38 protein-coding genes and 7 tRNA genes are annotated in these 22,036 nt (G+C 46.6%); 6 read left to right on the forward strand and 39 right to left on the reverse strand.

Annotation, left to right across the window (positions count from 1 at the left end; translation table 11 throughout):
* Positions 1 to 271 precede the first annotated feature (271 nt).
* The 8 genes from H3M12_RS02625 to H3M12_RS02660 are packed head-to-tail and all read right to left on the reverse strand — an operon-like array spanning position 272 to position 5,915.
* Positions 272 to 1,015 carry a hypothetical protein gene (locus H3M12_RS02625; protein ID WP_182150894.1) on the reverse strand — a complete coding sequence of 248 codons (744 nt, stop codon included), beginning with the start codon at positions 1,013 to 1,015 and terminating at the stop codon, positions 272 to 274.
* Entirely contained in the window at positions 939 to 2,663 is a 1,725-nt protein-coding gene (locus H3M12_RS02630; protein WP_129033040.1) for a phage portal protein, read from the reverse strand. Before H3M12_RS02630 ends, H3M12_RS02625 begins: the two co-directional genes overlap by 77 nt.
* Positions 2,647 to 2,916, reverse strand: a complete 270-nt coding sequence (locus H3M12_RS02635; protein ID WP_129033039.1) for a hypothetical protein — start codon at positions 2,914 to 2,916, stop codon at positions 2,647 to 2,649. Before H3M12_RS02635 ends, H3M12_RS02630 begins: the two co-directional genes overlap by 17 nt.
* Complete coding sequence (locus tag H3M12_RS02640; RefSeq protein WP_129033038.1) at positions 2,916 to 3,209, reverse strand: hypothetical protein; 294 nt, start codon at positions 3,207 to 3,209, stop codon at positions 2,916 to 2,918. The genes H3M12_RS02635 and H3M12_RS02640 overlap by 1 nt, the downstream gene beginning before the upstream one ends.
* Positions 3,206 to 4,651, reverse strand: a complete 1,446-nt coding sequence (gene terL, locus H3M12_RS02645; protein WP_404820033.1) for a phage terminase large subunit — start codon at positions 4,649 to 4,651, stop codon at positions 3,206 to 3,208. Before terL ends, H3M12_RS02640 begins: the two co-directional genes overlap by 4 nt.
* 1 nt (position 4,652) lies before the next feature.
* Entirely contained in the window at positions 4,653 to 5,246 is a 594-nt protein-coding gene (locus H3M12_RS02650) for a helix-turn-helix domain-containing protein (RefSeq protein ID WP_182150895.1), read from the reverse strand.
* 11 nt (positions 5,247 to 5,257) lie between these two features.
* Complete coding sequence (locus H3M12_RS02655; RefSeq protein WP_129033035.1) at positions 5,258 to 5,641, reverse strand: hypothetical protein; 384 nt, start codon at positions 5,639 to 5,641, stop codon at positions 5,258 to 5,260.
* Complete coding sequence (locus H3M12_RS02660; RefSeq protein WP_129033034.1) at positions 5,634 to 5,915, reverse strand: hypothetical protein; 282 nt, start codon at positions 5,913 to 5,915, stop codon at positions 5,634 to 5,636. Before H3M12_RS02660 ends, H3M12_RS02655 begins: the two co-directional genes overlap by 8 nt.
* A 195-nt stretch (positions 5,916 to 6,110) precedes the next feature.
* Here H3M12_RS02660 and H3M12_RS02665 point away from each other — a divergent pair, with 195 nt between their 5' ends.
* A complete protein-coding gene (locus tag H3M12_RS02665) occupies positions 6,111 to 6,326 on the forward strand; it encodes a CsbD family protein (RefSeq protein WP_035464847.1) in 216 nt (71 codons plus the stop codon).
* Between the two features lie 37 nt (positions 6,327 to 6,363).
* Here the strand turns inward: H3M12_RS02665 and H3M12_RS12830 are convergent, their stop codons facing one another.
* From H3M12_RS12830 to H3M12_RS02800, 28 genes are all read right to left on the reverse strand, one after another.
* A complete protein-coding gene (locus tag H3M12_RS12830; RefSeq protein ID WP_233449213.1) occupies positions 6,364 to 6,531 on the reverse strand; it encodes a hypothetical protein in 168 nt (55 codons plus the stop codon).
* A gap of 21 nt (positions 6,532 to 6,552) precedes the next feature.
* On the reverse strand, positions 6,553 to 7,623 hold the full coding sequence (locus tag H3M12_RS02670) for an N-6 DNA methylase (protein WP_182150896.1): 1,071 nt from the start codon (positions 7,621 to 7,623) through the stop codon (positions 6,553 to 6,555).
* Positions 7,624 to 7,785: 162 nt separating this feature from the next.
* A tRNA-Asn gene (locus H3M12_RS02675) sits at positions 7,786 to 7,857 on the reverse strand.
* A gap of 2 nt (positions 7,858 to 7,859) precedes the next feature.
* Positions 7,860 to 7,932, reverse strand: a tRNA-Lys gene (locus H3M12_RS02680).
* Positions 7,933 to 8,368: 436 nt separating this feature from the next.
* Positions 8,369 to 8,442, reverse strand: a tRNA-Ile gene (locus tag H3M12_RS02685).
* Between the two features lie 4 nt (positions 8,443 to 8,446).
* Positions 8,447 to 8,520: transfer RNA gene (locus tag H3M12_RS02690), tRNA-Arg, on the reverse strand.
* 182 nt (positions 8,521 to 8,702) lie between these two features.
* Positions 8,703 to 8,776: transfer RNA gene (locus H3M12_RS02695), tRNA-Ile, on the reverse strand.
* Positions 8,777 to 8,881: 105 nt separating this feature from the next.
* Positions 8,882 to 8,939: transfer RNA gene (locus H3M12_RS02700), tRNA-OTHER, on the reverse strand.
* 46 nt (positions 8,940 to 8,985) lie between these two features.
* Positions 8,986 to 9,056 (reverse strand) — tRNA-Arg (locus H3M12_RS02705).
* Between the two features lie 124 nt (positions 9,057 to 9,180).
* Entirely contained in the window at positions 9,181 to 9,660 is a 480-nt protein-coding gene (locus H3M12_RS02710) for an ArpU family phage packaging/lysis transcriptional regulator (RefSeq protein ID WP_129033032.1), read from the reverse strand.
* A gap of 96 nt (positions 9,661 to 9,756) precedes the next feature.
* Positions 9,757 to 9,972, reverse strand: a complete 216-nt coding sequence (locus H3M12_RS02715; protein ID WP_129033031.1) for a hypothetical protein — start codon at positions 9,970 to 9,972, stop codon at positions 9,757 to 9,759.
* A gap of 27 nt (positions 9,973 to 9,999) precedes the next feature.
* On the reverse strand, positions 10,000 to 10,191 hold the full coding sequence (locus H3M12_RS02720; RefSeq protein WP_129033030.1) for a hypothetical protein: 192 nt from the start codon (positions 10,189 to 10,191) through the stop codon (positions 10,000 to 10,002).
* Positions 10,172 to 10,666 carry a DUF1642 domain-containing protein gene (locus H3M12_RS02725; protein ID WP_129033029.1) on the reverse strand — a complete coding sequence of 165 codons (495 nt, stop codon included), beginning with the start codon at positions 10,664 to 10,666 and terminating at the stop codon, positions 10,172 to 10,174. Before H3M12_RS02725 ends, H3M12_RS02720 begins: the two co-directional genes overlap by 20 nt.
* Positions 10,659 to 10,835: a hypothetical protein gene (locus H3M12_RS02730; RefSeq protein ID WP_170954997.1), complete on the reverse strand. Its 177-nt coding sequence runs from the start codon at positions 10,833 to 10,835 to the stop codon at positions 10,659 to 10,661. Before H3M12_RS02730 ends, H3M12_RS02725 begins: the two co-directional genes overlap by 8 nt.
* Positions 10,836 to 10,917: 82 nt before the next feature.
* A complete protein-coding gene (locus tag H3M12_RS02735; RefSeq protein WP_129033028.1) occupies positions 10,918 to 11,532 on the reverse strand; it encodes a hypothetical protein in 615 nt (204 codons plus the stop codon).
* Between the two features lie 155 nt (positions 11,533 to 11,687).
* Positions 11,688 to 11,885, reverse strand: a complete 198-nt coding sequence (locus tag H3M12_RS02740; RefSeq protein ID WP_129033027.1) for a hypothetical protein — start codon at positions 11,883 to 11,885, stop codon at positions 11,688 to 11,690.
* 45 nt (positions 11,886 to 11,930) lie between these two features.
* Positions 11,931 to 12,497 (reverse strand): RusA family crossover junction endodeoxyribonuclease, encoded by a 567-nt coding sequence (locus H3M12_RS02745; RefSeq protein ID WP_225423555.1) that lies wholly within the window; start codon positions 12,495 to 12,497, stop codon positions 11,931 to 11,933.
* A 3-nt stretch (positions 12,498 to 12,500) separates the two neighbouring features.
* On the reverse strand, positions 12,501 to 13,202 hold the full coding sequence (locus H3M12_RS02750; protein WP_129033026.1) for an antA/AntB antirepressor family protein: 702 nt from the start codon (positions 13,200 to 13,202) through the stop codon (positions 12,501 to 12,503).
* On the reverse strand, positions 13,199 to 13,402 hold the full coding sequence (locus H3M12_RS02755; RefSeq protein ID WP_129033025.1) for a hypothetical protein: 204 nt from the start codon (positions 13,400 to 13,402) through the stop codon (positions 13,199 to 13,201). Before H3M12_RS02755 ends, H3M12_RS02750 begins: the two co-directional genes overlap by 4 nt.
* Positions 13,399 to 14,376: a DUF4373 domain-containing protein gene (locus H3M12_RS02760; RefSeq protein WP_129033024.1), complete on the reverse strand. Its 978-nt coding sequence runs from the start codon at positions 14,374 to 14,376 to the stop codon at positions 13,399 to 13,401. The genes H3M12_RS02755 and H3M12_RS02760 overlap by 4 nt, the downstream gene beginning before the upstream one ends.
* Before the next feature lie 39 nt (positions 14,377 to 14,415).
* Positions 14,416 to 14,802 (reverse strand): single-stranded DNA-binding protein, encoded by a 387-nt coding sequence (locus H3M12_RS02765; RefSeq protein ID WP_129033023.1) that lies wholly within the window; start codon positions 14,800 to 14,802, stop codon positions 14,416 to 14,418.
* Positions 14,799 to 15,503, reverse strand: coding sequence for an ERF family protein (locus H3M12_RS02770; protein WP_129033022.1), 705 nt, complete (start codon positions 15,501 to 15,503; stop codon positions 14,799 to 14,801). Before H3M12_RS02770 ends, H3M12_RS02765 begins: the two co-directional genes overlap by 4 nt.
* 12 nt (positions 15,504 to 15,515) lie before the next feature.
* The gene (locus H3M12_RS02775) at positions 15,516 to 16,001 is read right to left on the reverse strand and encodes a siphovirus Gp157 family protein (RefSeq protein ID WP_129033021.1); all 486 of its coding nucleotides are present in this window, start codon (positions 15,999 to 16,001) and stop codon (positions 15,516 to 15,518) included.
* Positions 16,001 to 16,225, reverse strand: coding sequence for a hypothetical protein (locus H3M12_RS02780; protein ID WP_125642693.1), 225 nt, complete (start codon positions 16,223 to 16,225; stop codon positions 16,001 to 16,003). Before H3M12_RS02780 ends, H3M12_RS02775 begins: the two co-directional genes overlap by 1 nt.
* Positions 16,210 to 16,488: a hypothetical protein gene (locus H3M12_RS02785; RefSeq protein WP_129033020.1), complete on the reverse strand. Its 279-nt coding sequence runs from the start codon at positions 16,486 to 16,488 to the stop codon at positions 16,210 to 16,212. Before H3M12_RS02785 ends, H3M12_RS02780 begins: the two co-directional genes overlap by 16 nt.
* 109 nt (positions 16,489 to 16,597) lie before the next feature.
* Positions 16,598 to 16,771, reverse strand: coding sequence for a hypothetical protein (locus H3M12_RS02790; RefSeq protein WP_170954996.1), 174 nt, complete (start codon positions 16,769 to 16,771; stop codon positions 16,598 to 16,600).
* Between the two features lie 13 nt (positions 16,772 to 16,784).
* Positions 16,785 to 17,120, reverse strand: a complete 336-nt coding sequence (locus H3M12_RS02795; RefSeq protein ID WP_129033019.1) for a DUF771 domain-containing protein — start codon at positions 17,118 to 17,120, stop codon at positions 16,785 to 16,787.
* A 4-nt stretch (positions 17,121 to 17,124) separates the two neighbouring features.
* Positions 17,125 to 17,640 carry a transcriptional regulator gene (locus H3M12_RS02800; protein ID WP_129033018.1) on the reverse strand — a complete coding sequence of 172 codons (516 nt, stop codon included), beginning with the start codon at positions 17,638 to 17,640 and terminating at the stop codon, positions 17,125 to 17,127.
* Positions 17,641 to 17,848: 208 nt separating this feature from the next.
* Here H3M12_RS02800 and H3M12_RS02805 point away from each other — a divergent pair, with 208 nt between their 5' ends.
* On the forward strand, positions 17,849 to 18,259 hold the full coding sequence (locus tag H3M12_RS02805) for a hypothetical protein (protein ID WP_182150897.1): 411 nt from the start codon (positions 17,849 to 17,851) through the stop codon (positions 18,257 to 18,259).
* 20 nt (positions 18,260 to 18,279) lie between these two features.
* Here H3M12_RS02805 and H3M12_RS12985 read toward each other — a convergent pair whose 3' ends face one another.
* Both H3M12_RS12985 and H3M12_RS02810 read right to left on the reverse strand, forming a co-directional pair.
* Entirely contained in the window at positions 18,280 to 18,408 is a 129-nt protein-coding gene (locus tag H3M12_RS12985; RefSeq protein WP_263853905.1) for a hypothetical protein, read from the reverse strand.
* Positions 18,408 to 18,659 carry a helix-turn-helix domain-containing protein gene (locus H3M12_RS02810; protein WP_129033016.1) on the reverse strand — a complete coding sequence of 84 codons (252 nt, stop codon included), beginning with the start codon at positions 18,657 to 18,659 and terminating at the stop codon, positions 18,408 to 18,410. The genes H3M12_RS12985 and H3M12_RS02810 overlap by 1 nt, the downstream gene beginning before the upstream one ends.
* A 169-nt stretch (positions 18,660 to 18,828) precedes the next feature.
* Between H3M12_RS02810 and H3M12_RS02815 the strand changes: the two genes are divergently transcribed.
* Positions 18,829 to 19,191: a helix-turn-helix domain-containing protein gene (locus H3M12_RS02815; RefSeq protein ID WP_129033015.1), complete on the forward strand. Its 363-nt coding sequence runs from the start codon at positions 18,829 to 18,831 to the stop codon at positions 19,189 to 19,191.
* A gap of 11 nt (positions 19,192 to 19,202) precedes the next feature.
* A complete protein-coding gene (locus tag H3M12_RS02820; protein ID WP_129033014.1) occupies positions 19,203 to 19,538 on the forward strand; it encodes an ImmA/IrrE family metallo-endopeptidase in 336 nt (111 codons plus the stop codon).
* Between the two features lie 122 nt (positions 19,539 to 19,660).
* Here H3M12_RS02820 and H3M12_RS02825 read toward each other — a convergent pair whose 3' ends face one another.
* Complete coding sequence (locus H3M12_RS02825) at positions 19,661 to 20,893, reverse strand: RNA-guided endonuclease InsQ/TnpB family protein (protein WP_129033056.1); 1,233 nt, start codon at positions 20,891 to 20,893, stop codon at positions 19,661 to 19,663.
* A gap of 104 nt (positions 20,894 to 20,997) precedes the next feature.
* Here H3M12_RS02825 and tnpA point away from each other — a divergent pair, with 104 nt between their 5' ends.
* Together tnpA and H3M12_RS02835 are read left to right on the forward strand one after the other, a co-directional pair.
* Entirely contained in the window at positions 20,998 to 21,444 is a 447-nt protein-coding gene (gene tnpA, locus H3M12_RS02830; RefSeq protein WP_129033013.1) for an IS200/IS605 family transposase, read from the forward strand.
* Positions 21,445 to 21,714: 270 nt separating this feature from the next.
* Entirely contained in the window at positions 21,715 to 21,948 is a 234-nt protein-coding gene (locus H3M12_RS02835) for a hypothetical protein (RefSeq protein ID WP_129033012.1), read from the forward strand.
* Positions 21,949 to 22,036: the final 88 nt, after the last annotated feature.

Below are 22,036 nucleotides of genomic sequence, written 5' to 3' on the forward strand. Positions count from 1 at the left end.
AAAATACCCACACGGAATTGTATCCTTCCATGAAGTCTTGCGACTTCCAGATAAACTATAAGTAACGTTTAATGTGTTTCATCGTTTTCCTCCTGATGTTCTCGTTTCTTACATCGGCAATTAGGATGCCATGGTAAATCTGGACACTCACTAAGCGAAAATGGTCCTTGAGCTGCCAGCTTGCGGCATTTTTCGCAGGCGTCCGGCTCTGTCACAATATCAATGCGTTTTACGCGTCTGTTTTTTAACGAATCCATGGTAGCCTTGTCAACTAATCGTGCCGATTCAGTTCGAATAAGGCGGTCGACCATCCACATTTCAGTCTCACCAGCTGCTTGAATGCCCTTTGGTACCATACCTGTAGCGCCAAAATGTGGAGCTTTTCGAGCTGGTCTTGATCTAATCCACCACTAAGTGAATCGCGTACCACTTTCTGGATGTCGGCGACCATGTCATCTGAGCGCACCCACAAACGGTCTGACCAGTCCGAGCCATCGACCGCATGGCCAATGGCTGGTGTGATTTGAGCGTTTTGGGTACGTGGAAGCGTCCAAGTGAGGTGCTTCGATGCAATGGCTTGCTGATACTTTTGCTCAGACACATAGTCGTTAGCGAGGTGCTGGCGACTAGTCTTGTGGACTTTCTCAGTTGTGACGGCAATGGTTGCACCGATAAGGGCCGCAACTGCGTCAGCATGGTCACCGCCAGCCGCTTGATACTTTGTCAGCTTAAGCCGCTTCTTTAAGTCAGCACTGGACTGATCACCGTTCATCAACAGGTCAATAGCGTGCATGAACTGGTCTAAGTCCCAGTGAGTGACCCGTTCGCGAACCACATCAGCGGTCAATCCTTTACTACTGGCATATCGAGCGTAGAAAGCCCTGATATTGTCACTGATGAGTTTTAGTGCTTGGTAGTATAGGTTATCAGTCTGGCCTTTAAACCGTTTGTCCGAGCTTAGGAGCTGGCTTATTCGCTGTCCCTCCTGTTGGTCGGTCACTATCGTCTTCGCCATCACTTACACCACCTTGAGCTTTATCTTGGTCGGAGCCATCTATCTTATCCATGTAATCTAATCCATCCTGTTTATCCTGAGCTTTCTGGTCTTTCATGCGCTTCTCTTCGCCATCAGGCTTGACCCCGGTAGCTGATTCAACCGCTTCCCAGAACGTCTGATTAGAGATGGCACCGGTCTTAAGCAATACGGCTGCGTTCGTGATGACTTCGTTATCGTTCTTCGGTAGATTAGGTGTATAGCTGGGGTTGACGTGCTCAGCCTCGTCTGCGGACTTGATAAGTGACGTCTTTGCCCAGTAAGTGGCCAGCAAACGAATTCGACGCTTAATTCCCCGTGTATATAAGGATTGTTGTGTCGCCCGTTCTTGGTCAGAACCCCACAGCTTGTAGGACATGGCCACACCACTGGCGTTAGCCGCAAAGTTTTGGTCCGTGACGTCCGGGGTGTTGGTGTCCTTATGGATATCAGCCAGCAAGCGGTCGTTGTACGTCTGCCAACCTTGAGCGTTAAGCTCTTTGGTCAGATACTCGGCCGTGGTAGGTACGATGGTTGGGCCCCCATTCAGATTATCAATAATAGATGGCTTGATAAATAAGATGCGGTTCTCCGGATTGATGCTATCGACTTTGTAGATCGGATTTCCTTCACTATCAGTGACCTGCTCACCGGCAACGTCTGTCAGTGGAATTGCATTGTCGAGATCATCTTCATCGTCAACATCCCCGCTAATCACTAGAATGGCATTGTTGAAATCTTCCTGACTGTTTGACATTTCGGAAATAGACTTGTCGTAAGCGTCAATTTCGTCCAGCTTTGGCTCCCATGCACCTAGTCGCTCGTCGTTGAGCTTGTACTCGGTGATCGGAACCGTGCCGAAGAAATGTGGCGACTGTTCGGTCAATGTATACTCACCGTTTGGGCTATCTGTGCTGGTGTAATAAAAAACGTTGGAGTTAGTATAGACTTCAACGTAATAAGTGGTAGTTTCCATAAATTTGACCATGTAGTACCGCACCGCAAATAGCGAGTTTAGGTCAATAGTGGTGTCATATACCACAAAACAATGGGCCGGATCAATAGCACGTAAGGCTAAGTCATTGGTTCCCTGTTTGACGTAGGTCAACTCGTACGCTCGGCCCGTGTTGTTGAGGTTCTTACTCATCACCTTCTCGTGATAAGGCTCATCTACCGCGTCATTGAATGCCGCAATGGCGTTCACAATGTCTTCTCCGCTGTCGTCAGGATTATCGGGGTCACTGTACGCAAACTTTAGTGGGTTTCCAAACTGATAGCCTACCTTTTGGTCCGTAATGTACCGTGGCAAACCAGATGTGATGCGGTTGTCAGCCCGGTCAGGAGCCTTGTCTGATCGCCAGAAGTGAATGTCATTTTCAGCCTGATAATAGCGTTCGAGGGTCAGCAAGCGTGGAAGCTGGTTGGTGTAATGGTCGTTAACGAACCAGGAAAGAATCGGTTTGATAGCGTCTGGGTTAGCTTTGATGGCATTCCATTCATCAGCTGGCATTTGATAATCTTGGTTGGCATCGAATCCAAAACGTGAACCACCACGAAGCATGTAGATACTCTTACGATCAGGCCACGGCAAAGACATGCCATGGGCTTGTAGATCATTCGTTTCCGCCATCTAGTTCATCCCCTTTCTCATCAGTTCCGGCTAGCATTTCGTTAACCACTCGTTCTCGTTCCTCAGCTCGTTTATCTTCTAAATCAACATCTTCATTAAGAAATCGCTTCATTGCTTCACCCAACAGGATTGTTGTGGCACTATCTGGATAGTTGCGTCCTTGCTCGTTATCTTTAATGGCCACCAGTAGCTCGTGCTTACTCATTGAAGCAATGCTAACGCCCTTCCACTCAAATACAGGTACATCAGCCATTAGATCAGCCCCAGTTTCGATTTAAGTGTTCCGTCTGGCCCCGTCTTGATTAACTCATCAATGGTGCGTGGCCCTTTCTTTGTACCGAATTCAATCTTACCGATATCGCGATTGGGGTGTGTGCTAATCAGCACCTGCCACACTATGTCGGCCTTCTTACCAGATAGCTTTAGCACAAACGCTTCACCAATTTCACGGTCAACAATAGTAATCTGACCACCATCGCGACCTAACGCGTATCGGTCCAGTGCATTGGCAACCATCGCGCTAACGTGGCCCATTTTCTTCGTCATACTAATCCCATCCTTCTTAATGTTTTGGCTTGCTTACGACGGCTAGGACGCTTGCTGATGTTTACCTTGTTTTGAACCGATTCAGCCACACCAGTGAGAGCATCAGGGGCGTCATCATGCTCATTCTTCCCCTCACGCTGGTATCGCGTCAGAAAATCAAACAAGTCTGGCCAACGATTACGCCAATTTCCTGGGAAGTAGATGTGTTCCATGACCCAAGTTGAGTTCGACAGAATCCGAGCAATCTTGTTCTGCCCGTTATGGAACCATTGAACTTTAGTGACGTTGCTGTGATACTCCTCATGCAATCTCCGCTCAACCTGCCGGGCAAACCCACGCCCACCGTTGTTAGATTCGATTGTGGCCGCGTTGACCTTATTCTCGAATAGCGATTGGGCCACAGCTGGTTCTGTCATCTCCATTGGGTCTTGCGAGAAGACTACGTCCAAGATATAGGCCTCGTCGTTGTATACCCCATAGACGTAATGAGCCAACCAGTCAGAGCCTTCGTCGGCAGTATCGGTGTATGAAAAAATCCCCCGAAAGAGCGGATTGCCCTGCTCATCTCGTGGGATTTCGTCGTAAGTTTTGAAGTGCTTGTACAATCGTCCTTCTTGGTCAATTGGTTTTTGCTGGTAGTTGGCCGCCGCAATCTCAGGCGACTGGGTCTTAAAGGTCCGTTCGTACTGTGCTCGTGACAAGATGTCCTCGCAAAGCATCGTCCCGTCGTCCTGGCGAGCTTTCATACTGATGTGCTTGACCTTATACCCTAATACGGGCAATTCGTCCAGAGCACGTCCTGCGAGGTCCTGTGATGACCACCAAGTCATGATGATAATGATTTTTCCACCAGATTCGAGCCGGGAGAGCATCGTGTTGACGAACCATGACCACTGCGCGTCTAGGGCTACTTCGTTGAAAGCTTCTTGGGCGTTCTTGATAAGGTCATCGATGATCATGACGTCAGCCCCGAACCCTGTCGCGGTACCAGTTGGTGACGTGGCCAAATAATTATTGTATCCGCCTTGCAGTGACCACAAGTTCATGGCTCCGTCACCTTGCTTGATGCCGACGCCTGGGAAAACATCCGAAAACACCGGGATATCCGGGTCCGCCTTAACCTCTTGAATAGCGTTCCGTACCCCCTTCGAGAAAGTCGTTGAAAGCGTCTCATTATAAGAACCAGTCATGACCTTTATCGATGGGTCTTTACCCAACAACCACTGAACGAAAAGCCCTGCTGTGCGCGATTTTCCGTGTCGGGGTGGCTCATTGATGACTAGGATATCATCGTCGGATTTAACGAAGTCTTGCAGGGAATCACACATCTCTACTAAATAGCCCCGGCTCCGCTTGTAAAAGTCTGGGGCCATTAACCGAGCATAGGAAAAGAAATGGCGCCGAGCCAGTTCAACCCGCGCGCCTTGTCTGATAAGCTGCATGTCAGCCATCGTCATCATCAGCTAGCTTGGCTAACTGCTCCTCAGATAAATTCTTGTAGGGGTCACTGACCTGTACGCCTACGCCACCAGATAACTCGGTCTCCTTACGGTCACGCCATTCATCTGGCTTACGATTCTTTAACCAGAAGATAGCTGCTGTAGTGTCTGGTGGTACCTCATGCTGATTCTGAAATAGCTCAATGCTTTCTCGCGTTGGGACCTTTTCGGCAGCATAGTCATCAATTTCCTGCTTGTTTGCTTCCGGATGGTCTAGCTTGTAAGTATTGGCCACCTTACGACGTCGTGCATGCAGCACATCCGGATCAACATCAACTACTTTGTACTGATGGTCAACTGTCGTATATCCCTTGGCACGCCGCAAAAGTGAACCTTCAACTTCACGATCAACGACTTCTTTTCCCTTTTTTAGGGCCTCCACAATCTCCACATAACGCTTTTTCCAATTGTAAAGAGTCGTTGTACCAATGCCAATATTATTAGCAATTTGTTCATCGGTTAGGCCATCTCGGGCCCACCCTTCTAGTTTGGTCAAGCCCTCGTGGGTCAACCAATCTTGATACTTGCCTTTACCCATGGGGGCGCCTCCTAATTCATAAATACACAGGCCATCGTAAACTGACCCATCGGAAATCCCTTACCGTACACAACGTTCGGACCGTACTTGATATATCCCGAATGGCTCTCGTACAAGTTGCCAGTGTTGTCATCCTTGATAGCCAAGTGAATTGGCTTCTCTTGCCGGACTAAGCTCTTTAGCAGCTCATCCGAAGGCTTGCCCAGTGGGACCATAATCTGAACCAGCTTGTCTACGTAGTTTGATCCAGAGTCAACGACTCTAACTGCCACGTCACTACTAAGACTGTTTAGTTCTTCATCATTGATCAAGACATGGAAATACTTTGGGTCAAAAAGGCTAATGAATGCACCGTCGCTAACCCGGATTGAGTGCTTATTTTCTTTATCAGTCACGATCAACAACCTCCTGTGCCTGCTTGTGGTTTCCCCATGTCATGGCACCTTCGTAGTAAACCTTGCCATCGATATCAGCAAAATGAGCTTCTTCTTTGTTATAGCTCTCAGTGAAGATATAGTCCTTGTTGACAATCATGCCATCACTGGAACCAGCTTCGGGCTTAAGCGGGATATAACTAATCAGCTCCCCGTTAGGTCGAGTGACTGTGACGTAGTTCGGTAGATCGTCCCACAGTTTAGCTTTTTCTTTATCACTTAATTGATTTTTCATTCCTAACATCCTTTCCCAATCTTTCTTCAACAGAAAAAGCACCACTCTTTTGCGAGTGATGCTTGATTCAAAATCTGAAAATTTAAATTTATAAGTGTCATTTACACTATCTCTTGCAGGATCTCCTTATTAGACAAGCAAATTAAAATGTGGAATAATACTGTTGTAACAAATTACATTATGGGAGGTTATATTATGAGTCTAGATGACAAGATTGATAGCACCAAAGATAAGGTAAGTGGAAAAGCTAAAGAAGTTGAAGGCAAGGTTACGAACGACAAGGCCCGTGAAGCTGAAGGTAAGGGTCAAGGTATTCTAGGTAAGGCTAAAGATAAACTGTCAGATGCCAAAGATGCTGTTAAAGATACGGTTGATGACGTAAAGGAAAAGTTAGATAAAGACGATAAATAAATTATCATTTTTAAGAAGACCAAAATCTGGTCTTCTTTTATTTTTTCACGCTTGTTACCCTGTTTTTTCTCCACACCGTAATACGCGGCTTATGTGGTCGCTGTGGCTTTTTACGTTGCCACCGTCCATCTTTAAGCTGACGTTCCAAGTCACCCAAGCATCGCGCCTCGACCGGGCTGACCAGGCCGAATTTAGTTTTCAGCATTCTGGCCATGCCGGCCACCTCCTAAAATAATGATAACTGCTCGTACTCTTCTTCCCGTGTTGCTAATGTGATGGCCACCGGAATATCTTCGATGTCCTTCAACTTGAGGTTTAGACCATCCTGAACCCGATGGAACCAGCGCGGTGCCCGCACTTTTAGCATGTAGAAGACGAAGCCCGGTGTGAACGGTGTTTGGATACAAGCGTACTGGGTACCGACCCTACCACTGGATTCTAGCAAACCGATTTGCCCCCGCGTCGCCGACATCTGAATCACTATCGTCCCGGCGGGGTACACTTTTTTTGCTTTCGCGCGTTCGACTGCGGCAATATCTTTCAGTTGCAAGTGGTCACTGGGTTTCTCATACGTCCCAGCGATTGGGTCCGGATTAATCTCTAAAGCTTTCTTCTGCATCGGTGCCAAAGTAGGCCAGAACTTAACCAAGCCACTTTCAATGTGGTCAATGGTCTCTTCTTCCCACCCACTGATTTCAAATTGTTCCTTAATTTCATCGGTGTGGGGCATCACGTTGATTGACGAAAATCCTAAGAAATCGTCATTGTCGTTCTGAACGAAATAGACTTGTTTGGCCGTCCGTTCCAACGTGTCTCCGTGTATCACAACGCAATTCATTCCCCGCAGTGCTAGGTTGTGTAGCAAATACGGAATGGCGTTGTCAGCCATCTCTTGAGCCATGTACAAGTAATTGTGAGGCGCGTAGGTCGTGAGCGGATTCTCGGCTAGCTGGTCGTCCTTCAACTTCTGAATCAGTAATGAACCTGTCCCGGCCGTTGGATCATATCCCGACCATCCATTGGAATCCTGGAGGTTGTTGCGCGTGATGGCCGCCAAGATGTGGGCCACGGTGTCCGGCGTATAGTCCTGCTGATTGGCCTTGCGCTCTGCGGCGTACTCTTCAAAGTAGGCCCGGAAGCTGTCGACGTAGACGTCTGTGCTAATCCGCAGCATGGCCTTGTAAAACTCTTGGCGCTCGTCTGGCTTGAAAAGGATGTCCTTTAGATACTGCTCAAACTCGGCGTGTTGCTTAACGCCAGCGATTTTGTAGAACTCTTCCCGGACTAGCTTGCCCATCTTAATCACCTCAATTTATGTATCTAAAAAGCCCCGGCGACTGCCACCGAGGCCTAACTTTAACTTCTAAAGAGAGGAGTTTTGCCTCCAAACTTTAGTTAGATTTTGGACACCACAAAGTCTGTAGTCCATTTGAGTTATTTTTATTATTATGGTGTCCAACGAAGCCTGCAGGATTCGAACCTGCGACCCTCTGGTTAACAACCAGACGCTCTGCCACTGAGCTAAGACTCCAATGAACCCTGTGGGCTTCAATCCCACGACCCCCGGTTTAAAAGACCGGTGCTCTACCAGCTGAGCTAAGGATTCAAGACCCCGGCCCTGCAAGACTGGGGAAGAAAGAGAATACTAATGAAGGAAGGTTTCACAGTGGGGTTACCGGGCCCACTGCTATGACCTGGTGAGGATTTGCACCTCCACATGCCTTATCCAAAATGAAGTTCCGTGGTGGCGCGGGTGAGTCGATAAGGCGACTCCGCCATAGCCTACTTCATTCCAGTGCGTCTACCTATTCCGCCACAAGCACACGATGAATTTTCGGTCTTCATCAGGACTAACGCGAGGTTACAAGGCCACCCGCGGGGCAATGTGATTGGTGTGGAATCGAACCACACGCGGTAATGAGCCTCCTGACGTGGACTTTTTCTATTTTAGCCACGTTTCAACCACCCGTCGACTTACGCTTTTAAGCTTAGCGTATAGAACTCGCATTTTGGTATTGCGCCATACCGTGGTTGCTGACCAATGGACCATGTAGGACTCGAACCTACGACCATCCAGTTATGAGCTGGAGGCTCTAACCAACTGAGCTAAAAGTCCGTTATGTTCGCCGTGGGGATCGAACCCACCACCTACAGATTAGAAGTCTGTTGCTCTATCCAGATGAGCTAGGCGAACGTTTTATGTGCTTGAGTAGTTTAGCGACTTGCTTAGGTCAATGTGATTGGTGTGGAATCGAACCGCGCACGGATTCAAATTCAAACCGCCCTCTTCTGGCAGGCCAACGCCAGTTACGATCACACTTGGACACTCAATCAATGAACGGGAGGGTCCATCTCCTAAGGTTTATTTGCGCCCGATGGACCTTGTAGGACTCGAACCTACGACCGAACGGTTATGAGCCGTCTACTCTAGCCGACTGAGTTAAAGGTCCCTACTGACCGGTTATGCAGGCCGGTCAATTTTATGAAGGAGTTTGGCGAGCTGAACATGCGTTTAAATGAAGGGGAGTCGCCTCCCATTTTGTAATACTCGCCAATACGTGCAACGGGAGTCGAACCCGTATCTTCTTTGCTCTGCCATTGAGCTATGCACGTTCCTGATCGGAGGTAATCTTGTGGCCGGTTCATCATTCCACCACAATGCACGCAGCGGGATTCGAACCCGCGTCGGTGGTTTAGGAGACCACTGCTTTTCCGGCTAAGCTATGCGTGTTAGATGAGGCGGGGTGGCCTCCCTACATCTTTCGATACTACTAATTTACACCCCGAATCCATGTATAATCCGGAGTGAACCCGGAACTTTCCCGGAATTTTATCGGAAAAAAACACGGAGTAATTAATCAAAGCTAAATTCTGCACGTTTCTCTGGATCATACTTATGTGGCTTTTTAACGATTAAGTTCTCAACGGCGTCAGGATAGACTTCGGCAAAAGCAAGCTGGCCCTCATGTAGATACTTGTCGAATGTCTTATCTGAGATATGATCCATACAGGCCATGCACTTTACCTTTGAATATCGCTTAATGTACAAGAAATACAGGGCCTGTGAATAGCGGTCAGTCTGCTCGTCAATGCCAATCGCCTTAATAACGTTGACTACCAGATTAGCCATAAATTCGGCGTTAAGCTTGTTTACATGCTTCTCATCAACGCGGTTTTCGAAGCTGGGACTTTGTGGCATGCCGTCCATTGCAGGACTCTGCAAGTTGAAACGCGCACGCCGTGCCCGCAATTCCCACTTCCAATAATCTTTTAGCACTGACTCAGCTTTTTCAATCGTCTTATCCTCATCCACATTCTTAAAGATGCTTTCCATAGCGCTTGCCACCCCTTGGTTATGCTATAATTAGTTGTTGACCATTGAGTAAGCATAATTTGGGTGAGGGCTGTTGTGTCAGCCCTTTTTTGCTGTCTAAAATGGCCGCGTAAGCTCGTGTAGCACGTTAGTAATCTCCGCATTGCTCAGCATACCCAAAGCAATGTAAACTTCCTTAGGCACGCTGTGATCGCTTAATCTGGATTGAAACTCGGCTAGCCCCATCAATACATCGTCTTTCGGCACCAGCGCCTCCAGATATCTAAGCAGCATACGTTGGTTACCGTTCATTTCGTCGCGTGTTTTATCCATGCTTATCTCCTACGTAAAATAATAATTTTATCCCATCGTCAGTTCATGAATAACTTGGTTGCGTTCCTTCGCTGACAGCTTGTTAATCGCGTTGCGTTGGCTATTGCTCAACTTGATAAAGTGATTGCCACACCACACTAATGCCTGTGCCACATCGCCACCATAGCTTGCCATGCCTTGCATCACGTATTTTCGATACTCAATCTGTTCGTGTGTCATGCTGTGCCTCCACTTGATACCCATCTAGCCACGCGCGGGCAATTAGTTCCTGATGCTTCTGATAGCGAGCATAATCAAATTGATAGGTTCCCGGTGTAAGTGCCATCCAATCACGCATTTTTTCTGGTCGTCTCTCTGAGCACAGCATATCCCCAATTGAAATGCTTTTATCTTTGCATTCCTCGATCCAGTCAGCAACGGCCTTAGGAATAACTGGCAACTCAGCATATGTCTTACGGAAAACGTCATCAGCGATCGGCCAGTGTTCACCTTCAATGCCGGTGGCAACCCAGTCACCGTTATTAATTCTTAGACACCCTTCTTTAGTCGGAATACATAATCCTTCATCTTCCCAATCTGAATCGTTATAACCACTCTCTGCGCTATCTTCTATTCCATATTTTTTAATCATCTTCTGTGACCCGTCAAATTGTTCAGCCTTAATAGTTACTGTTTTACGGTATATCTTAATCATGCTGTGCCTCCTCATAAAGTACCGTTAGTGTATGGACATAATCATCATTGGTAGGCAATGAGTCTCCAGTTGAAATCTGTATAACTCTTTTGTCTTTAATGAAATCGTTGACGGAAGTTTCAAATTCGTCATCCTTAAAATATTCAGTCCAAAATGTTTTAATCTTCATGTTGTTCCTCCAATAGTTCTGGGTTATTTAATATTTTCCCAAAATCCCAATCGCGTTTGTTAACTCCATCTTCCAATAGTAATTACTGGTCAGCATATTCAAAAAATTTAAACTTTCCGATATAAATTCCATCCTTGTACATATCGACAGGTTTTTCTTTTTTCTCGGCGACCTCGTGAATACCTTTATAATAGTTTTCATTCCAAGAAAGCCATTGCATATTGTCAAATTCATAACCGACTGTCGGGTCTATTCTGTCAACAGATGGTTTTGAGATTTTGCTATAATTGTCAAAAACCCACATTCTAAATAGCCGGTGAAAATTTTTATCTTTCATAGACCAATCATAAAAATCTTTTAGACTAAACGGAACGCTGCCAAATCCATTATTTTTATTTCTTTTCTTCAATTTTTGATAAAGATTAGTTATAACCCCTTTTTCTGTGTGTCTAAACTTTTCAGTGGAATTGCCATTAGCATCTTTTAAGCCGGTATACTGTTCAGCCGAACCTTTTTCAATGGAGCACCACCATTCAACATTCACATATTCGTCATTTATTTCGATTAAATCCCCAACAATTGCATCAGTATTACTCTTATTTCCTCCTTCAATAAGATTGCCATAAACAAAGTGTCCCTTGTGAGGAACATCGTTGTAATCCAGATCATCAGTATCTTCAATGTATGCTCTAAACATCATTTGCCCTCCCAATCTCAACATCACTCGGTGCCACCTCAATATGCCTATGGCTGCCTTTAACTTTTACCATCGCTATCCGTCTATCACCACGATTGATCCAGCATAGCCATGTGGCAGGCTGCTTTACGTGATGGCGTGGGTGGTAATATACCTTATCGCCGTGCTTCATTATCTGCCTCCGCTAAGCTTCGCCCAAGTATGAATATGCTGTCTTTGTCAATCTGAATAACTTTCTTCAAGTAATATTTTTCATGCCAAACCATCGGAAAAGTTAATTTGTCAGACATTGCAATCAGTCCAAACAGGTCAAACATTATTGGATAACAATCTGAATCCTTAAACTTAATCATCGTCAGTCACCTCCAACTGTTCTACGATGTTCATTGTTCTTCCTCCTAAGCTTCTGTAACTGTGACTTCAATCCTCGGCTCGTCCGAATAGTACTTGCTGCAGGAGACATCCGTGATAAGATTGTCGTCTTCCCACACAATGCCAGTCAGTGCGTCCTCAATCAGCTTCAAGTAGTTTGATGCGTCCGGCTTAACGATGGGCCGATGCTCACCACTGATGCGCCGTGTCCGCTCTACCTTGCTGACTGACCGCTGCACGTGCCGGTACACTTTGACATCGACCTTGAGCGGATCATTTCGTAGTAGTGGCCCGTGATATTTCATCTTGGCCTCTTGACCGACGAAGCGCTTGTAGTCCCGGGACCGCTTAGGGTCGAACGCGTGGCCGTTTGAGAATCGCGGGCGCCCGGCTGGGACTGGTTCACCGTGAATCACTAGGCGGGCCAAAGCATTCCCACGAATTCCGAACGCAGCGTACGCTTCCATCTCGCGTCGGATTCTATCGGTATCAGATGGCCAGAAAATCTCTTCTTCGTCGTCTCCTGCCGGATGGTTAATGTGCTGATGAATCAGGCTACCGTCTGGGTCCCGGTTAAGCGCCTTAACTCTCATCTCCTACACCTCCATGGCAGTCTGCTCACCGGCCTGCTGCATCATCATCTTGGTTGCGGTGTTGGGTTCCCAGTCGTAGATATACTTCATGGCCCTGTTGAAGTCCTTAGCACGAATTTGAGTTCGCGTGTGAACGCCACACACCTTGTTGAGCCCAGTGCTGATATCCTTGTAGAGTTCCGCGCGTTGATCACGCGTCAGTTGAAGATGATGCTCACCGACATATCGATTAACTGCGCGGGTAACGCCATGACTGACGGTACTGTACTCTGTTGGGTCCATTTTTTGATTGGCCTCGAATTCGTCCATACGCTCCTCAACCCCAGTTAGTCGTTTGTTGGCCCGATTGGCGTTCTCCATGACCAGCATCAACTTTTCCTCGGGGGCCATCGGCAAGGTGACTTGCTTAGCCCGTTTCTCCATCGTGATGAAGTACTCACGGGCCTGCTTGCCCTTATCGGTCCGTTGAATCATTGACAACTCCTTGGCCATATCCAGGGTGAGCGCATAACCGGCGCGGGGCCGGCCACCAGTACTTTTCACCGAAAACGGGGTAAAGTCCTTACCCTCTTCAAAGCCGTAGTCAATCATGTCCTTGAGCCACGACGTGAAGTCCTTGCCGACCTCCAGAAAGTCGTGCAGGTCTCGTGCATCGACGGCCACCGTGCCGTCATTTTGCTTGAAAGTCTTGATTAATTCGTTCATGCTTGTTCCTCCTCGTCTAGCTCACTGAGCTTGTCCTCAAGCTTCTCGTAAATCGCGTCCCAGATATCCTGGCATAGATCAGATTCAACGTTGCCCTGTGCCAGTTCCTCAAAATCCTCTGCCTCTTCCGGAAATCGGATGCCTCTCTGTAAAACGTACAAATCGTATTTATCTAAAGCATAGCTGATTGCGTTCTTCATGATGTCGCCTCTTCTTTCTCCGGCCGCCGTGCCTTGAACTTTTTGATTCGCGCGTCCAGTGCTGCCTGCTGTTCGGGGCTTAGCTTGCCGTCCGAAGCAGGTTTATCAGGCGTCTTCTGAGCCCACGTTGGCAGTGTCTCCTTGGCCCTTGTTGGCTTAGAGCTCCCACGGCCGCGTGATGCCGCCTGCATCTTCATCTGGTCGAACTGCTTCCGGAGCTTGGACCCGGAAAGCACGTTCGACTTCCAGAAATCGTCGTGCTGACACCACTCGACCATGCCGTCCAGCTTGTCGTAGGTATGACCATCTTGGGTATGAGCCAGGCGGATGTCGTTGGCCCATGTCTGCAGCTTATGCTCGTCGTTTTTAGGCGAGAACTCAGGGTCATTATCCCGAATGGCCTTGAGCAGGTGCTGAGCAATTTGATACGGTGGATCATCGGGTCCGTACTTCGGCTTGCCCGAATGCGGACGCTTAGGTTCTTTTTTACTTTTATTTACTTTACTTTCTTTTGCTTTACTTTGGGGATTGTCGGCGCCCGAAACTGGGGTTTCCGCGTCAGAAACCTCGTTATCGGTGTCGATAACTCCGTCAAGCAAGTCATATTCGGGATTAATGGTGGAATCTTTCTTCTTTCTAGCCGCCATTTGATACCTCTTTTGAATCCCGGATGAAGTCAAAATTGAATACTTATCAAGCATGCCCTGGTCGAAGAATCCAACTTGGGCCGCCTTAGTCACAATCTCCTGTACAGCCGCTTCCTTAACCCCAACATCGTCAAAAATTAAGAAACGGGCATCATCGTCCCACTGCATGTAATACCCCTCGTCTCCGTAGATATTACCGAGCAGGTCGACTAGTACAGCGATTGACTGTGGGCCACAGCTCAACATTATTTTTCTAACTTTCATTCGGTGAAGCATGTCAACGTCTATCGAGAAGTACTCCAGTCCTTTCTTAACCGGACGTGCCATAGGTACACCTCTTATGCCTCCCACCCACCACTTGATTATTTAAAACGGCAGGTCGTCATCGTTGATCGTAACTGAATCGTTGTTATTCACAGATGGAGCTGACGCATTGTCCGGGGCCGTTGCGCCATTACGATCAGGTAGATCAAAGTCACTAACGTTAACGCCTAATTGCGTTTGACCGTTGTACTCGCTAACCTCTAGGTCGCCAGATACAACAACGTGGCTCCCCTTTTGGAAGTATTGCTGGATTACTTTGGCCCGGTTCCCCCAGACAGTACAGCGGAACCAGTCGGTCCCATACCGGCCATCGTCGCCTTGGCGGTTTTGACGAACTGCAACGCTGAAGTTAGCAACCATCAGTCCATTCTGTGTTGACCGAACCTCGGGGTCCTTACCTACGTTTCCAGAAATTGTAATTACTCTCATGCTGTTTCCTTCCCTTCAGTAACAAGTTTATTTAGCTTATTAGTAGCCACAGAGACTATCTCCTGTGCCTGTTTATGATTTAATTGATCCATACTCGTTGCCCCATTAACCTGCTTCAAGAAGGAAGTGGCAACAACGTTTAAATCAACCTTCGCCTTACCGGCAATGGCATTAAACAACTTGCTCAATGTATCTTTCTGTTGCGGAGTTATCGGTTCCGGACCAGGAGTTTGTGATTCCTGTGTACTAGTCGTCCCACCAAATCCTCCACCCGGGTGACTATCATCAGCGTCCGGATCTTCGTCCTTGTCGGTAATGTTAAAGAGCTGCTTGTAGAAGTATTTCTGAGCACTCGTGCAGGCCTTGGCCATTGCTTTTTCACCGGAATCTTGACCACTACCGGGCATGGTTCCAACAACCGTGTTTTCTCCATCCGTGATAGTGAAGGTCCCCATCACGTCGACGAAATGATTCTCGCCGCCTCGTTTTGAAGCCTTGTCGTACTGGTTAATGACTTCATACTGGGGAATGATTCGAATGCCAACTTCACGGATTGCAGACTCAACTGCATACTTGATGGCCGTTTCACTTTGAAAACGGTATTTTTGAAATGAATTGTTTCCGTCCTTACCAATTGGGCCAATGTGTTTTGAGGCCTCATTCAGTTTTTGAATTAAATTCAGTTCTTTTTCCTCGGTCACGATGTTTCCCTCCTATCGAATCCGGATGGACCGCTTCTGTTGGAGTTCGGCCCCCGGAACTTCTTCTCCGGCCTTCAGGGCGGCTAGAATGGACTTCTTATCGAGACTAGTTGTCGTCCTAACAAAGTCACCAGGTACTTTCTCCTCGTCCGTTAAATTGACACTGGCCGGGTTATTCTGAATCCAGATTGCTAGGTCAACGTCTTTAACGTGGTCTAAACCGGCCGCCTCTAGTCCTTGCTGTAAGGCGTCCTTTAATCGTCTAATGTTGCTAGCGAGTGAAGCCTTTCGGTCAGCATCGACCTTCATTTTCTCGGCAAGTTGCTTTTCATCGGACGTTAGCTGCTTGATTACCTTGCCATAGCCGATTGCCTTATCTGCAATGCCATCTTTCAGGCTGAGAATCGTGTCATCAAACGCCTGTTGATCTTTCGAATCGGCACTTTCGGCTAATCGAACGACTTGGTATAGATTGTCTTCCAATTGATAAAGATTCATTACTTAACCTCCACTTCGGGTTGCCATTCTGCCAGCTGATCGTTAATTCGATACAAATGATCGAGTTCTTCGTTGGTGATTGGGTGTCCCGGTTCGTCGATCGCTTCGATAAGATTAAATAGTTCGCCGCGAATATCGGCCAACCGATTACGACTTTCGCTAGTAACCTGGGCCACAAGAATCACGGGGCCGCTTGCAGTTTGCTTGCCTAATACTTGATCCATGTGATCACCTCCATGTCGCCAAACTCTTCGCCAACTAAATCAGTTAGTTCCGATCGGTTGTCCGGAAGGCCGTCGGTGTCCCGGTCGCTGTAGTCGTACAGGAAGCTCCGAATTGCTTCGGCGTTGCGGGGCACGTAGATATCCCCACCGTCGAGTTTCAGGTATTCTTCTCCGTCGACCAGTCGTAACCCGGTGATGTCTTGCGGGGTAGTGTCGCCGGCCATTAACTCATCATAGTGTGGTGCAAATCCACCTAAAGTCATTGAATCCACCACCCTTTCAGAGTAGAATTGAAGTCAAAGAAATGTGATACATGCAATTTATCTTCGAGTTCTGACGTCCAGGTCAGGGCTCTTTTTTTATGCCAAAGCATCATTTGTGATCCTCCTTTTCGTTGTAGGTCAGTCCGAAGAAATCGTCTGCCCAGGGCTTCCAGCCGCCCATCTCATGTACCGATTCAGATAGCCAGTATCCGAAGCCGATAAACGACGCCAGGATTGCGGTCCAGACCATGAATTCTCCGACAATGTAGTAGAGCAAATCCATTCTTGTCACCTCCTTACCAAGGTAATTCTTCCCAGTGACGGTCTAAGAACTCCGCCATGGGGCCAGCTTTGAAAAGCCAACGTGTCCCGGGCCCCGCAGCCTCTTTGATTTCATGATGGTCAACCATTTGTTGAATCTCTCGGCTGTACCGCGGATTCTCCAGGATGCTGGCTTTGATCCAAGTCGTTGACTTCTTGCCGACCCACTCACGTAAATCTTGCATGGTCCACGTTCGACCGGTCAGTGCTTGACCACGAAGGCTCTCGATTTCGTCACGCTGGACTAACTCGAAGTTATCCGGAATGGCAATTTCGATATTTGCTTTGATACTTTGCGGTGCTTGAATCATGTTTTCACCCCCCTATTCGCTTGTTATAAGCATCGAAGACGCTTTGGATATCCTCACCCGCGTACTTGGCTTTCATCGCGATATCAGTCTCTTCCGCGCCGATTTCTTCGACGTATTCTCGGAAGTAGTCCCGGATGAGAAGCGTTTGCTGTGGCGATCTAAGCTCTGGCTTAGTGGTCATCGCTTCATCGAACGACTCTTCAAGACTTCGGCGGTCGTTCTCCTCTTTGCGTTGCTGGAAGAGTGCCGCCATCACGTCATCGTGCTTGGTACGGTCTTTCATGAAGGAAGGTGTCCCATAGTCCTTACGGGCACCGGAGAAGTTAAGCCAGACGCTCTGCAGAGTCTTTGCAAGTGATACCCGGGTGTTCTTGTCGCCCTTTCGTTGGCCATTGGCTAAGCGAGTAAGCTGGCCGTTTGAGACGTGGACCTTAGCAGCCACATCCTTGTGGGTCATCGCTTGCTGTACGCCATCAAGTGCAAGCGTGAGCTGTTTGGCAAATTTACTTTCGTTTTGCATGCTGTCACTTCCTTTGAAATTGGCAATTTAAGAAAATCGAGTTGTCTAGCATCCGCTCTAAACTTAAATTAAATAGAGGACTTTGCTAACACAGTTACTACTAAAAGTAAGCCTGGAATTTTAAGCATTAGCTCACCTCCTTGTTCTTTGAAAAATTAATACTCATCGCCTTCTCTGGTACAATTAGTACCGGAAAAGAGGTGATTATATGCAATGGATTTCTAAGAAACCAATTCTTTCAGACATCCAGCCCCGCGTAGATGCCAACACGTATGGCAAAGACCTAAAGGTTGGATTCGATAACGACACTGTCTTTGAGAACGGTGACCTTGCTATCGTTTCCGGTGCAGAAAATTTTCTACAGACGGTGAAGACCCATCTAATGGTCTCGAACCTTGAATACGACTGGGGACTGAAAGAATACCTACCAACTACCACAGATGATCAAGAAGAATTCGATTTTAACTGTGAAGAGCTGGCCAACTATCTTGTATCAGACCCCAAGATAGGCAACACCATTAATTCTCTGACTAGACTTAGCTTTGACGGAGAAGTCTATGAAGTTGAATTAACTGCGGATGGGAGCGACGGTCTTGCAACCATCAAATTTCATTTCTAGGTTTCTGAGAAAGTCGATTATTACTTAATCGGCTTTTTCTTTAGTCCTAAAACAATCGCCAATACGAGCGAGTAATTAATTGATCCTGGTTGAGATTCAAGTCCTTGCTTCTGTAGCTCCTCCTGAATTGCTTTTACCGTTTCATTCATCAGCTCACCTCCTCAGAGCGTTTGGTACTCGATATGAGTACCACGTCATCAAAAAAATATGTCCACTTTACGTCTTCGCCGCGAGAGATGTCATTCATCTTTTCCGCAATAGTTTTAGCGCGATCCACGCTTGGGCTTCGATGCCCTTGCTCGTATGATGCGAAGGTAGTTTCAGGGATTTCAACGGCTCGTGCTGCTTGCTTTTGCGTAAGACCATTCACGTCTCTCCAGCGTTTCAACCACATTCTCATAAATTATCATCTCCTTATGAACGCGTTTCGCGTACTCTCAACATAAATAAGTGTAATACATAGCGCGTACCTAGTCAATAGAAAAGTACTCTTTTTGAGTATATTTCTGAAACAGCTTCAACATACGCGTTTTGCGTAGTAATATTTACCATAAAAGGGGGAGCTATCCATGTTTGCAGCTCGGCTTAAAGAACTTAGAAAACAAGAACCTGGCCTCACACAAGCAAAATTGGCCAAGCAATTAGGAATCGCGAAAACCACCCTAGCATCTTATGAACAAGGAAAAAGGCAGCCGGACTTTGAAGTGCTCTCAGCAATCGCAAAAAGATTCGAGGTCACCACAGACTACCTTCTTGGAGAAAATCAAACTCCCCAATGGGCCAACTCAAAGGATACTAATGATCTAGAAAAGTTTCTCAATGATAATGAAGGGTCTATGACTTATGGCGGTGAAGACCTGACAGAAGAGCAAAAAGAACAAGTGCGTGTGGCTATGACAGCAATATTCTGGAAGCGCCACAAGCATGACTAGGGGCTGATTGTTTGGAAAAGATTAGTAACGTTGTTAAAACAGTGACGAATCGGTATCACACTGCCAACCCTTTCACTATTGCTGAAAAACTTAATATTCAGGTAGAATGGTGCTATTTTGATCGTTTACCATTAGGAAAAACGATTTATGATGATGGACAACCTATTATCATGCTCGATGAGGCAATTAGGCATACGCCAGACCAATATTTTGTTATGGGTCACGAACTAGGCCACACCATTCTACAAGAGGGTCTAGTAGGCTACTATACAAGTAGTATCCGCGCACACGGTCAGCTCGAAACCGAAGCAGGTCAACCACTCCCGACTAAAGTCGGAAGCTTGTGAGAACTGCACCTAACGGTGCAACGACCACAATTTGCTTAGATACAGCAATTGCCTGCATGCAGGTCTTACGTGCTAATTACCAAAGCCTTTTATGCCCGCAGGTTGCCAGACGGACAAACAAGTTAAGCACTTGCCAAGCCTTTTTTGAGAATGTTTTTAGCAGCATTCCAATCGCGAATGTGGTGATTACCGCACTGCGGGCAAGTCCATTCACGATCTTTTAAGGTCAATTTTTTATCACCGCACATCAAATATCCACACTCACTACAGGTTTGTGTCGTGTTACGCGGATTAACGGTGACAAATTTATGGCCGTATAGGTCGGCTTTATAGGCCAGCATGCCTAAAAAAGTTCGCCAGCCAACATCAGCAATGCTCATTGCCAATGCATGGTTTCGTAACATATTCTTACTCCGCAACTCCTCTGCAACAACTAAATCGTGGTTCTTGATAAGTGTTGTTGAGACAAGATGTAGAAAGTTGTTACGTTGATTAGCAACTTTTCGCTGGAGGGTGGCCACCAATACACGTTGTTTCTGATAATTCTTAGCTTCACGAAGCGGCCGATTTTCTTTTTTAGCCCGTAGCGCACGACGAGAAAGTTTACGTTGGGCTTTGGCTAGCTTGCCCTTGATAGAGCGATAGTAACGTGGGTTGGCAACGATGTTGCCGTTTGAATCAGTTAGGAAATTGTCAGTATTTAGGTCAATGCCTACTGGAGAGATCTGTTGCTTGCCACCCGCAACAAACGGGGTGTCCGATCCTAGTTGCATAGATAAGTAGTAACGCCCAGTGACATCGCGCGAGACAGTGATTGTTCCAATACGAACATCATTGCCACAACTAAACAAGCGTCTATGTGACCCAGACACACGCAATCGGCCAATCAAGCTAATTTTCACATGCTTAGAATCGAGAAAACGGCAACTGCCATTGAACAAATTCGGCTTAACCTTAGCATAGCGATTTGGGAGCTGAAAGCTGCCACTCATCTGCTTTTTATGGAACTTTGGTGTGCCAGATCTGTGTACTTGTCGAAATAAACGCCACGCGCTCTGATAAGCTCGTCGTGCTTGATCTACAACGTCGGTACCTACATTGGTACCTGATAACCAAGGATGTAGTGCAAACAACATTTGTGTGTTGTTTTTACGTTTCTGCAGGTAGGCAATGCGATTAACAACCGAAGCAATGTAACACTTTACTTTACGCAATTGAAATAGTTCTTTGTCGATGGCCACCATCTCGTTGTAAGCAAAACGGCTTGCGTTGATATTGTTGTCAAGCTGATGTTTCTGCTCACGAGATGGGAATATTCGCATTTTAATTCCGTAATGGTATTTGAACTCAGACATTTTCTTAGTCACATATATCACCTCCTTAGACTATAATTATTATACGACTGTCACCACATTTAAACAACAAAGTCGTTTATCTATAAACGTTAGGAGTAAATCGTATGTCAAAAGAAAATGTGAAACACGAACGCGGATATGTTTATAACTTTCACTTCCATTTAGTCTGGGTAACGAAGTATCGGAAACAAATATTTAACACACCAAGATTAGCAAAGGAGATGTTGACAATCTTGCAAAACATTGCGAATCAAAACGAAATTGAAATTGAGAAAGGTGAAGTCATGCTTGATCATATCCATCTACTAATCAGCTTTAAACCAAAGTACGCGCCGGCCAATATTGTCAAGGTATTAAAGGGGGTCTCAGCACGCGAATGGTTCAAAATTCACCCAGAAACACAACAAATAGTTTGGGGCGGTCACCTTTGGTCGCCAAGCTATTACATGGGCACTTTAGGGGATATGTCAAAAGAAACAGTCGAACACTACATTGAGAACCAACGAACAGAAAGGGGGAAGGCGGGAAGGCCTCTGCTAAAACGCAACTAACGTTGCGAAACATGGGCGTTCCTCCCATGATTGAAATCATGGGTTTCCCGCCAAAATTTTAATGAATTCTCAGTCGCTCTGATGGGTTTACTGTTTATCGAAGATAACGATCATATGCCGACTTCGTACAAAGACTTAGCACGCCAATATGGCCTGCCCTACGATTTTGATTAGGTAAGCCTGCCTGATATACTTACCATTCTGGAAAAAATATAACGTGTCCAAAACTGATGACGTTAAAAGCTGTACATATCATGGGAGGAATTTACTATGCAAGAAAAAGCAAAACAGTCTTCGGCTTGGGGAATATGGCTGGCTGTCGGCTGGATATTTTTTGCAGCTAGCTTCATCTTGACCAACTACGGAACGATTTGCCAGCTAGTTGCCGTGGTTATCGGAATTATTATCCAAGTAAAATACCGTGACCATAAATATGCGGGTATGGCTCTCTGGATTATCACACTAGTCATATCTGTCATTGTAGCCGTTATGTACTTCGGCTAATGACCCAAATCTCTTAATCGGCTTTTAGCACCCACTTATTAATTTTTGCAGGATGAGTGCATCTGGAAAATGACAGAATGCGGAGGAC

It is taken from the genome of Levilactobacillus suantsaii (assembly GCF_014069315.1).
Classification (GTDB): domain Bacteria; phylum Bacillota; class Bacilli; order Lactobacillales; family Lactobacillaceae; genus Levilactobacillus; species Levilactobacillus suantsaii.

What these genes read in the sequence shown, in the direction of transcription:
- H3M12_RS02755 (WP_129033025.1), bottom strand. Translation starts at nt 13,402, where the DNA reads ATGAAGAACGCAATCAGCTATGCTTTAGATAAATACGATTTGTACGTT.
- H3M12_RS02665 (WP_035464847.1), top strand. Translation starts at nt 6,111, where the DNA reads ATGAGTCTAGATGACAAGATTGATAGCACCAAAGATAAGGTAAGTGGA.
- H3M12_RS02760 (WP_129033024.1), bottom strand. Translation starts at nt 14,376, where the DNA reads ATGGCACGTCCGGTTAAGAAAGGACTGGAGTACTTCTCGATAGACGTT.
- H3M12_RS02735 (WP_129033028.1), bottom strand. Translation starts at nt 11,532, where the DNA reads ATGTTTAGAGCATACATTGAAGATACTGATGATCTGGATTACAACGAT.
- H3M12_RS02720 (WP_129033030.1), bottom strand. Translation starts at nt 10,191, where the DNA reads ATGACACACGAACAGATTGAGTATCGAAAATACGTGATGCAAGGCATG.
- terL (WP_404820033.1), bottom strand. Translation starts at nt 4,651, where the DNA reads ATGCAGCTTATCAGACAAGGCGCGCGGGTTGAACTGGCTCGGCGCCAT.
- H3M12_RS02805 (WP_182150897.1), top strand. Translation starts at nt 17,849, where the DNA reads ATGCAATGGATTTCTAAGAAACCAATTCTTTCAGACATCCAGCCCCGC.
- H3M12_RS02650 (WP_182150895.1), bottom strand. Translation starts at nt 5,246, where the DNA reads ATGGGTAAAGGCAAGTATCAAGATTGGTTGACCCACGAGGGCTTGACC.
- H3M12_RS02750 (WP_129033026.1), bottom strand. Translation starts at nt 13,202, where the DNA reads ATGAACGAATTAATCAAGACTTTCAAGCAAAATGACGGCACGGTGGCC.
- H3M12_RS02670 (WP_182150896.1), bottom strand. Translation starts at nt 7,623, where the DNA reads ATGGGCAAGCTAGTCCGGGAAGAGTTCTACAAAATCGCTGGCGTTAAG.
- H3M12_RS02800 (WP_129033018.1), bottom strand. Translation starts at nt 17,640, where the DNA reads ATGCAAAACGAAAGTAAATTTGCCAAACAGCTCACGCTTGCACTTGAT.
- H3M12_RS02765 (WP_129033023.1), bottom strand. Translation starts at nt 14,802, where the DNA reads ATGAGAGTAATTACAATTTCTGGAAACGTAGGTAAGGACCCCGAGGTT.
- H3M12_RS02725 (WP_129033029.1), bottom strand. Translation starts at nt 10,666, where the DNA reads ATGATTAAGATATACCGTAAAACAGTAACTATTAAGGCTGAACAATTT.
- H3M12_RS02730 (WP_170954997.1), bottom strand. Translation starts at nt 10,835, where the DNA reads ATGAAGATTAAAACATTTTGGACTGAATATTTTAAGGATGACGAATTT.
- H3M12_RS02625 (WP_182150894.1), bottom strand. Translation starts at nt 1,015, where the DNA reads ATGGCGAAGACGATAGTGACCGACCAACAGGAGGGACAGCGAATAAGC.
- H3M12_RS12830 (WP_233449213.1), bottom strand. Translation starts at nt 6,531, where the DNA reads ATGCTGAAAACTAAATTCGGCCTGGTCAGCCCGGTCGAGGCGCGATGC.
- H3M12_RS02660 (WP_129033034.1), bottom strand. Translation starts at nt 5,915, where the DNA reads ATGAAAAATCAATTAAGTGATAAAGAAAAAGCTAAACTGTGGGACGAT.
- H3M12_RS02630 (WP_129033040.1), bottom strand. Translation starts at nt 2,663, where the DNA reads ATGGCGGAAACGAATGATCTACAAGCCCATGGCATGTCTTTGCCGTGG.
- H3M12_RS02825 (WP_129033056.1), bottom strand. Translation starts at nt 20,893, where the DNA reads ATGTCTGAGTTCAAATACCATTACGGAATTAAAATGCGAATATTCCCA.
- H3M12_RS12985 (WP_263853905.1), bottom strand. Translation starts at nt 18,408, where the DNA reads ATGAATGAAACGGTAAAAGCAATTCAGGAGGAGCTACAGAAGCAAGGA.
- H3M12_RS02775 (WP_129033021.1), bottom strand. Translation starts at nt 16,001, where the DNA reads ATGAATCTTTATCAATTGGAAGACAATCTATACCAAGTCGTTCGATTA.
- H3M12_RS02835 (WP_129033012.1), top strand. Translation starts at nt 21,715, where the DNA reads ATGCAAGAAAAAGCAAAACAGTCTTCGGCTTGGGGAATATGGCTGGCT.
- H3M12_RS02790 (WP_170954996.1), bottom strand. Translation starts at nt 16,771, where the DNA reads ATGGATTTGCTCTACTACATTGTCGGAGAATTCATGGTCTGGACCGCA.
- H3M12_RS02640 (WP_129033038.1), bottom strand. Translation starts at nt 3,209, where the DNA reads ATGACGAAGAAAATGGGCCACGTTAGCGCGATGGTTGCCAATGCACTG.
- H3M12_RS02715 (WP_129033031.1), bottom strand. Translation starts at nt 9,972, where the DNA reads ATGGATAAAACACGCGACGAAATGAACGGTAACCAACGTATGCTGCTT.
- H3M12_RS02780 (WP_125642693.1), bottom strand. Translation starts at nt 16,225, where the DNA reads ATGGATCAAGTATTAGGCAAGCAAACTGCAAGCGGCCCCGTGATTCTT.
- H3M12_RS02815 (WP_129033015.1), top strand. Translation starts at nt 18,829, where the DNA reads ATGTTTGCAGCTCGGCTTAAAGAACTTAGAAAACAAGAACCTGGCCTC.
- H3M12_RS02785 (WP_129033020.1), bottom strand. Translation starts at nt 16,488, where the DNA reads ATGACTTTAGGTGGATTTGCACCACACTATGATGAGTTAATGGCCGGC.
- H3M12_RS02795 (WP_129033019.1), bottom strand. Translation starts at nt 17,120, where the DNA reads ATGATTCAAGCACCGCAAAGTATCAAAGCAAATATCGAAATTGCCATT.
- tnpA (WP_129033013.1), top strand. Translation starts at nt 20,998, where the DNA reads ATGTCAAAAGAAAATGTGAAACACGAACGCGGATATGTTTATAACTTT.
- H3M12_RS02710 (WP_129033032.1), bottom strand. Translation starts at nt 9,660, where the DNA reads ATGGAAAGCATCTTTAAGAATGTGGATGAGGATAAGACGATTGAAAAA.
- H3M12_RS02810 (WP_129033016.1), bottom strand. Translation starts at nt 18,659, where the DNA reads ATGAGAATGTGGTTGAAACGCTGGAGAGACGTGAATGGTCTTACGCAA.
- H3M12_RS02740 (WP_129033027.1), bottom strand. Translation starts at nt 11,885, where the DNA reads ATGATTAAGTTTAAGGATTCAGATTGTTATCCAATAATGTTTGACCTG.
- H3M12_RS02745 (WP_225423555.1), bottom strand. Translation starts at nt 12,497, where the DNA reads ATGAGAGTTAAGGCGCTTAACCGGGACCCAGACGGTAGCCTGATTCAT.
- H3M12_RS02635 (WP_129033039.1), bottom strand. Translation starts at nt 2,916, where the DNA reads ATGGCTGATGTACCTGTATTTGAGTGGAAGGGCGTTAGCATTGCTTCA.